Here is an 8,518-nt window from a genome sequence, read left to right on the forward strand (position 1 = left end):
GCTATATGAAGGGCATCGAAACCATCAAGGCCAGCGGCAAGGAAGTCGTGCTGACCCTGAAGGAAGCCAATGCCGACCTGCCCTATTTGCTCAGCGACTATCACCTGATCGTCCAACCGAATGGCGGCAAGGACAAGGCCGACGCAGGCATCTCGGCCGGTCCTTACAAGGTTACGACCAATGAGCCCGGCGTGCGCCATGGCGGCGAGCGTTTCGCCAATTACTGGCAGGGCGACAAGATGGGCCACGCCGACCAGATCGAGATCATCGTCATCAACGATGCGACGGCGCGCACCGCCGCCCTGCAAGGCGGCCAGGTCAACATGATCAACCGCGTCGAGCCGAAGATCGTCGACCTGATCAAGCGCCTGCCCGGCGTCACCATCCGCAACCATGCGGGTCCCGGCCACTATGTCTTCATCGCGCATTGCAACACCGCACCCTTCGACAACAACGATCTGCGCATGGCGCTCAAGCTGGCCATCGACCGCGAAGAAATGCTCGACAAGATCCTGCGTGGCTACGGTTCGATCGGCAACGACTTCCCGATCAATGCGTCCTATCCGCTGTTTACCGAGATCGAGCAGCGCAAATACGATCCCGACAAGGCCAAGTTCCACTTCAAGAAGTCGGGCCATGATGGCGCCGTGCTGCTACGGACTTCCGACGTCGCCTTCCCCGGCGCCGTGGATGCCGCGCAACTCTATCAGCAGAGCGCGGCCAAGGCCGGCATCAAGTTGGAGATCAAACGCGAACCGGGCGACGGCTACTGGTCGGAAGTCTGGAACAAGCAGCCCTTCTGCGCCTCCTACTGGGGCGGCCGCTCGACGCAGGACCAGATGTACTCGACCGCCTATCTGTCGACGGCGGACTGGAACGACACGCGTTTCAAGCGTCCGGATTTCGACAAGATGGTGCTGGCGGCCCGGGCCGAACTTGACGAGACCAAGCGCAAGGCGATGTACCACGACATGGCTGTCATGGTCCGCGACGAAGGCGGTCTGATCCTGCCGATGTTCAACCAGTTCATCGACGCGACCGGTGCCAAGGTCGATGGCTGGGTCGACGATCCACATCAGGAACTGATGAACGGTTACGCCTTGGCGAAGTGCTGGCTGCAGGCCTGAGCCGGCTTTGCGGATATGTCTTCACCCATCCTGAAACTGATTGCCCAGCGCATCGCGCTGGGCATTCTCCTCTTGTTGGCCGTTTCGGTCCTGATTTTCGCCGGCACGCAGATCCTGCCCGGCGATGTCGCGCAAGCCATTCTTGGGCAATCGGCGACACCGGAGTCGCTCGCCAATTTGCGCGAGCAGCTCGGCCTCAACGATCCGGCCTATATCAGGTATTTCCGTTGGCTCGGCGGGGTGGTGACAGGCGACCTGGGTACCGCCATGTCGAGCGGCCAGGATATCGCCACGTCGATCAAGGGCCGGCTGTGGAACACGCTGTTCCTCGCCTTCTGGGCAGCGGTCGTCGCGGTGCCGCTAGCGATTATCCTCGGTCTGATCGCGGTGCGCTACCGCAATGGCTGGGTCGACAAGCTGATCTCCGGGCTGGCTCTGGCCTCGACCTCCTTTCCCGAGTTCTTCATCGGCTATGTGCTGGTCTATTTCTTCGCCGTGAAATGGCAAATCTTCCCGGGCATTTCGACTGTCTATGACGGCATGCCTTTTGGCGAGCGCATGCAGGCGATCGCTCTGCCGGCGGCAGCGCTGACGCTGGTCGTGCTCGCCCACATGATGCGCATGACACGCGCGGCGATCCTCAATGTCATGCAGTCGGCCTATGTCGAGACCGCGGAACTGAAGGGCCTGTCGGCCTTCAACGTCATCCGCAAGCACGCCTTCCCCAATGCCATCGCGCCGATCATCAACGTCGTCATGCTCAACCTCGCCTACCTGATCGTCGGCGTCGTCGTGGTCGAGGTGATTTTCGTCTATCCGGGCATGGGGCAGTATCTTGTCGACCACGTCACCAAACGCGACGTGCCGGTGGTGCAGGCGGTCGGCCTGATCTTCGCCGCCGTTTATATCAGCCTGAATATCATTGCGGACATAGCGGCGATCGTCGCCAATCCGCGTCTCAGACATCCGAAATAGGGGGCGGATATGCTCGATATCAAACGCATCCCCCTCCCCGCGCTGATCGGGATCGTGCTGACGGCATTGTTCGTGCTGGCGGCGATCTTCGCCCCCTGGATCGCGCCGCACGGCAATGGCGAAATCGTCGGCGACGTCTGGGAACCGATGTCGGCTGCCCATTTGCTGGGCACCGACAATCTCGGCCGCGATCTTCTGTCTCGCATGATCTACGGCGCCCGCATCACTTTGTTCATCGCGGTGCTGGCCACCGCACTGTCATTCTCGCTCGGCGCCATCCTCGGCTTCTCGGCGGCCGTCTTCGGCGGCTGGTTCGACACGCTGCTGTCGCGCCTCGTCGATCTCTTGATGTCGATCCCGACGCTGATCATGGGTCTCGTCGTGCTGTCAGTGCTGCCGACCAATCTGGTGACGCTGATCCTGGTGATGGGCATTCTGGATTCGACCCGCGTCTATCGCCTGTCGCGCGCGGTCGCCGTCGACATCAACGTCATGGACTATGTCGAGGCGGCGAAACTGCGTGGTGAGGGCAGCGGCTGGATCATCTTCCGCGAGATCCTTCCCAACGCATTGTCGCCGCTGGTTTCGGAACTCGGCCTACGCTTCATCTATGCCGTGCTGTTCCTGTCGACGCTGTCGTTCCTCGGCCTTGGCGTGCAGCCACCGGACGCCGACTGGGGCGGCATGGTCAAGGAAAACAAGGATGGCATCGTCTTCGGCATCGCGGCCGCGCTTATCCCGGCGGCGGCGATCGCCCTGTTGGCGATTTCCGTCAACCTGGTTGCCGACTGGGTGCTCAACCGGACGACCAGCCTCAAGGGAGGACGCGGGTGATGGCCGACACCAAAGCGAAATCAGGCCTGCTGCTCGACATCCGCAACCTACGCATCGAAGCCACCGTCTTCCCGCCCGGCGAGCCGCCAAAGAACATCGTGTTGGTGCACGATGTCTCGCTGACGCTTGAAAAAGGCAAGGTGCTCGGCCTGATCGGCGAGTCCGGCGCCGGCAAGTCGACCATCGGCCTGTCGTCGATGGGCTATGGCCGCGGCGGCGTGCGCATCACCGGCGGCGAGGTGATCCTGAACGGCCGCGACATCCTCAAGGGCGGCAAGGACGGCTTCCGCAAATTACGCGGCCGCGAGGTCTGCTATGTCGCGCAATCGGCGGCAGCCGCCTTCAACCCGGCGCACCGGCTGATGGACCAGGTGGTGGAAGCCACGCTGCTGCACGGTACGGCAACGCGGGCCGAGGCCGAGAAGCGCGCGGTTGCGCTGTTCAAGAAGCTCAGCCTGCCGAACCCTGAAACCATCGGCGAGCGCTTTCCGCACCAGGTTTCGGGTGGCCAGTTGCAGCGCGTGATGACGGCGATGGCGCTGTGCTCCGAGCCGGACCTGATCGTCTTCGACGAGCCGACAACGGCGCTCGACGTGACGACGCAGATCGACGTGCTGGCGGCGATCAAGGATGCCATCCGCGACACCCATGTCGCTGCGCTCTACATCACCCACGACCTTGCCGTCGTCGCCCAGGTCTCAGACGAGATCATGGTGCTGCGCCATGGAAGGCTGGTCGAATGGGGCGGCACAAGGCAGATCATCAAGGAGCCGCGCCAGGAATACACCAATGCGCTGGTCTCGGTGCATGAGATCGAGCATCAGGAGCAGAAACCCGGCACGTCGCCATTCCTGTCGGTGAAGAACGTCACCGCCGCCTATGGCCGCAGCGACATCAAGGTGCTGAAGAACGTCTCGGTCGACATCTATCCGGGTCAGACGCTGGCCGTGGTCGGCGAGTCCGGCTCCGGCAAGTCGACGCTGGCGCGCGCCATCACGGGACTTTTGCCGCCCGAACAGGGCACCGTCACCTTCGACGGACGTCCGCTGGCCAACAGGCTGGCCGACCGGCCGAAGGAGGATTTGCGCCAGTTGCAGATGATCTACCAGATGGCCGACGTGGCGATGAACCCGCGCCAGACCGTCGGCACCATCATCGGCCGGCCGCTCGAATTCTATTTCGGCATACGCGGCCGCGAGCGCGACAGGCGCGTCGCCGAACTGCTCGACAAGATCGAGATGGGCAAGGGCTTTTCCGACCGCTATCCGGCCGAACTTTCCGGCGGCCAGAAACAGCGTGTCTGCATCGCCCGATCGCTTGCCGCCAAGCCGAAGCTGATCATCTGCGACGAGGTGACCTCTGCGCTCGATCCGCTGGTCGCCAACGGCATCCTCAAGCTGCTGCTGGAGTTGCAGAAGGAGGAGAACGTCGCCTATCTGTTCATCACGCACGACCTCGCCACTGTGAAGTCGATCGCCGATTCGATCGCGGTTATGTATCGCGGCGAGGTGGTGCGCTACGGCCCCAAGAGCCAGGTGCTAAGCCCGCCCTTCGACGCCTACACCGACCTGCTGCTCTCCTCGGTTCCAGAGATGGAAATCGGCTGGCTGGAAAAGGCAATCAAGGGACGGCGCATGGCCAGCGCGGGCAACTAAAGCAATTCGGGGAAACTGGAACCGGTTCTCCCAGAAGAAGCGCATGGCGCTTCCCCTGGGAATTGCACCAGACCAAGCCGCCACATGGGGCGCCGGCGACCGTCATCCGGATGCAACACAAGAGCGCCAAACGTCCTTCGGGACGAGCGCTGCTCGCACGACTTTTAAAACAGGGGTAGGACATGAAGACTGAACTCGATTATCTCGCCGAACTCGCCGGTCAAGGCCGGATATCGCGCCGCGCCTTTCTTGGGCGCGCCGCCGCGCTCGGCGTATCGGCGGCCCTGATGCCGGCGCTGGCCGGCAAGGCATTTGCCCAGACGGCGGTGAAGGGCGGTATCATCAAGGCCGGTCTGCAGGGCGGTGAATCCACCAACAGCCTCGATCCGGCGCTGAACCTCAGCCAGGTTACCTTCAGCTTCGGCAAGCTTTGGGGCGAGTATCTCGTGCGCCTCACCCCGGACAACAAGCTCGTCAACCTGATTGCCGAGGAGATTGGCGCCTCGGCCGACGCCAAGACATGGACAATCAAGATCCGCGACGGCATCGAGTTCCACAATGGCAAGACGGTCGGCGCGGAGGATGTTGCTGCCACCATTGAGCGCCATGCGGACGAGAAGTCCAAGTCCGGAGCACTCGGCATCCTCAAGAACATCAAGGGGATCAAGGCGAGCGGCAAGGAGGTCATCGTCACGCTCGGCGACGCCGATGCCGACTTCCCCTATCTGATGGCCGACTACCATCTCACCATCCAGCCGAATGGTGGCAAGGACGATCCGAACGCCGGCATCAGCGCCGGTCCCTATAAGGTTAGCGTCAACCAGCCCGGCGTGCGCCATGGCGGCGAGCGCTTCGCCAATTACTGGCTGGGCGACAAGGCCGGCCATGCCGACCAGGTCGAGATCATCGTCATCAATGACGCGACCGCACGGCTTGCCGCCCTGCAGGGCGGCCAGGTGCACATGATCAACCGCGTCGAGCCGAAGGTCGTCGATCTGGTCAAGCGCATCGCGGGCGTTTCCATCGAGAACGTCTCGGGCAAGGGCTACTACCCGTTCAACATGTTCTGCGACACCGCCCCCTTCGACAGCAACGATCTGCGGATGGCGCTGAAGCTTGCCATGGACCGCGACGAGATGCTGGAAAAGATCCTGCGCGGCTATGGCTCGGTAGGTAACGACTTCCCGATCAACGAGGCCTATCCGCTGTTTTCCGCCGACATCGAGCAGCGCAAGTTCGATCCGGACAAGGCGGCGGCAGCCTATAAGAAATCGGGCCACAGCGGCTCGATCGTGCTGCGCACCTCGGACGTCGCCTTCCCGGGCGCCGTCGATGCCGCACAGCTCTATCAGCAGTCCTGCGCCAAAGCCGGCATCAAGATCGAGATCAAGCGCGAGCCCGGCGACGGCTACTGGTCGGAGGTCTGGAACAAGCAGCCTTTCTCGCTCTCCTACTGGGGCGGACGCGCGACGCAGGACCAGATGTATTCCACCGGCTATGTCTCGACCGCCGACTGGAACGACACGCGCTTCAAGCGGCCGGAATTCGACAAGATGCTGTTTACCGCGCGCGGCGAGCTCGACCAGGCCAAGCGCCAGGCGATCTACCACGATATGGCAGTTATGATGCGTGACGAAGGCGGGCTGATCGTGCCCTTCTTCAACCAGTTCATCGACGCGGCCGCCACCAGCAAGATCGGCGGCTATGCCAAGAGCCCTATCGGCGAAATGATGGACGGCTACGCGCTTGCCGAGTGCTGGCTCAACGCTTGAGCGGACTCTGATCGTCCGATTTCATCAATCAAGAACGCCGTGTGCCCAAGACGGCACACGGCGTCCCGCTTCAACCGCCAACCGCATGGAGCAGCCCATGGCGCTCAAGTCCAAGCTTCTGCTGATCATCCTCGACGGCGTGCCTTACCGGAACTGGCGCCGGCTGATGGGCAATCTCGAAGGCTGGGTGCAATCGGGCGAGGCGCGCGTCTGGAAGATGCGCTCGGTGCTGCCGTCGACCTCGGCCTGCTGCTATGCGTCGATCCACACCGGGGTCTCACCGCAGGTGCACGGGATTCTCTCCAACGAGAACCGGTTCCGCGTCGAGCAGCCCGATATCTTCTCCGAAGTCAGCAAGGCAGGCGGCAAGACGGGGGCGGTGACCCATTCCTACTGGTCGGAATTCTTCCGCGGCTATCCGTTCGACCTGGTCGAGGACATGGAATTCGACGAGCCAAGCGGGCCGATCACGCATGGCCGCTTCCACACCATGACCGGTTACAACCTTCGCAACCAGATGACGCCGAGCGATGTCGACCTGTTCGCGACGCTGACGATGCTGACGAAACGCCATGGCATCGACTACGGCATCCTGCACACCTGCACGCTGGACTCGATGGGACACCGCTTCGGCCACGACTGCCACGAGATGGACCATGCCGTCTATGCGATGGACGGGATGCTGGCCGCCTTCCTGCCGCGCTGGATCGAAGCCGGCTATGAGGTGATTGTCACCGCCGATCACGGCCAGACCGATCGTGGCCATCATGGCGGCCATGACGACGAGATGCAGGATTTCGCGCTGTACTATTTTGGACAAGGTAAGGGTCCGCAGGCCGACACGCTGCTCGACCAGCTGCAGCTGGCGCCGACAGTGCTGAGCCGGCTGGGTGTGGCAATACCGGAGGCGATGAAGGCTAAATCTTTCTTGGGGTGAGCGGGCGCGCAGAACTCTTCCCTTCCCCCCTTGTGGGGGGAAGGGAAGACCCTGCCTCTGGCAACACTTCCTTACTTCGGTTAGCCTCCGCAAAATTCCTTGGCGGAGGATGAACCTTTTTGGACCGATCAGCGACAGAGCAGACAGGAGCCAGGCGGCTCGACCGGCCATGACGGCAGCGACGGAGACCGATCGCGCTCTCGTCGACCGGGTCGCGAAGGGCGACCGTGCCGCCGTGCGGCTCCTGTTCATGCGTCACCACGCGCGGGTCTACCGCTTCGTGGCGCGCCAGACGGGATCGGAAATGATGGCCGACGATATCGCCAACGAAGTCTTCCTCGAGCTATGGCGCCAGGCGCCCGGCTTCGAAGGGCGTTCCGAAGTCTCGACATGGCTGCTCGGCATCGCCCGTTTCAAGGCGCTGTCCTTTCTGCGCAAGAAGAAGGAAGACTGGATCGACGACGAGGCCGCCGCCGCGGTGCCCGACGGCGCCGACACGCCGGAAGTCGTCACCATGAAGGAAGACAAGGCCGCCGCCCTGCGGCGCTTCGTCGACACCTTGCCCGAAGAGCATCGCGTGGTCATCGATCTTGCCTATTATCACGGACAATCGGTGAGCGAGATCGGCGAGGTGCTCGACATTCCGGTCGCCACCGTCAAGACCCGGATGTTCTACGCCCGCAAGAAACTCGGAGAGGCCCTCAAGGCCGCCGGTTACGACAGGGGGTGGCCATGAGCGCCGCTGAAAAGATGTCGCGCCGCGACGAAATGGAAACGCTGCTGCCGTTCTACCTGAACGGCTCGCTGGAAGGTTCCGACCTGGAAGCGGTCGAGGAATGGCTGGCCAGCGATCCGGCCGCACTTGCCGCCCTTGGCGAGGCTGAAGCCGAATTCTCCGGCGCCACGGCCGCCAACGAAGCAATCCGGCCGCCGGCCGATGCGCTCAGCCGCTTTGCCAAGGCACTCGACGCCGAGGCCGGGCCTGCGCGCAAGCCGGCAGGATCGTCCTGGCTGGCGCAGGCCTGGGGCCGCTTCATGGCGGTGCCGGTCGGTGTCGCCTGGGCGGCAGCCGCGGTTCTGCTGGCCCTGGTCATGGTGCAGTCGTTTGTCGAACCCGGCGGCAAGGGCAATGATTTCGAGATTGCCGGCGCGGAAAACGATCCGGCGAAAATGCCGTTCGCGCTGGTCAAGTTCAAGCCGGATGCCAGGATGTCGGAC

8 protein-coding genes are annotated in these 8,518 nt (G+C 62.9%); all 8 read left to right on the forward strand.

Annotated elements, in window-relative coordinates; all coding sequences use genetic code 11:
- Nucleotides 1-1,127, forward strand: a 1,127-nt coding sequence (locus EN939_RS11800; protein WP_164750957.1) for an ABC transporter substrate-binding protein, incomplete at its 5' end; no start/stop codon positions are given.
- A gap of 15 nt (nt 1,128-1,142) precedes the next feature.
- The gene (locus EN939_RS11805; protein WP_127268156.1) at nt 1,143-2,102 is read left to right on the forward strand and encodes an ABC transporter permease; all 960 of its coding nucleotides are present in this window, start codon (nt 1,143-1,145) and stop codon (nt 2,100-2,102) included.
- A 9-nt stretch (nt 2,103-2,111) separates the two neighbouring features.
- Entirely contained in the window at nt 2,112-2,936 is an 825-nt protein-coding gene (locus EN939_RS11810) for an ABC transporter permease (RefSeq protein ID WP_127268157.1), read from the forward strand.
- Nucleotides 2,936-4,591, forward strand: coding sequence for an ABC transporter ATP-binding protein (locus tag EN939_RS11815; protein WP_127268158.1), 1,656 nt, complete (start codon nt 2,936-2,938; stop codon nt 4,589-4,591). The genes EN939_RS11810 and EN939_RS11815 overlap by 1 nt, the downstream gene beginning before the upstream one ends.
- A gap of 182 nt (nt 4,592-4,773) precedes the next feature.
- On the forward strand, nt 4,774-6,363 hold the full coding sequence (locus tag EN939_RS11820; RefSeq protein ID WP_127268159.1) for an ABC transporter substrate-binding protein: 1,590 nt from the start codon (nt 4,774-4,776) through the stop codon (nt 6,361-6,363).
- Nucleotides 6,364-6,460: 97 nt separating this feature from the next.
- A complete protein-coding gene (locus EN939_RS11825) occupies nt 6,461-7,300 on the forward strand; it encodes an alkaline phosphatase family protein (RefSeq protein WP_127268160.1) in 840 nt (279 codons plus the stop codon).
- Nucleotides 7,301-7,469: 169 nt separating this feature from the next.
- A complete protein-coding gene (locus tag EN939_RS11830; protein WP_127268161.1) occupies nt 7,470-8,036 on the forward strand; it encodes a sigma-70 family RNA polymerase sigma factor in 567 nt (188 codons plus the stop codon).
- Nucleotides 8,033-8,518: anti-sigma factor (locus EN939_RS11835; protein WP_127268162.1), on the forward strand; the 486-nt coding region annotated here is incomplete at its 3' end. The genes EN939_RS11830 and EN939_RS11835, both read left to right, overlap by 4 nt.

This window comes from Mesorhizobium sp. M7A.F.Ca.CA.002.05.1.1, assembly GCF_003998335.1.
GTDB lineage: Bacteria > Pseudomonadota > Alphaproteobacteria > Rhizobiales > Rhizobiaceae > Mesorhizobium.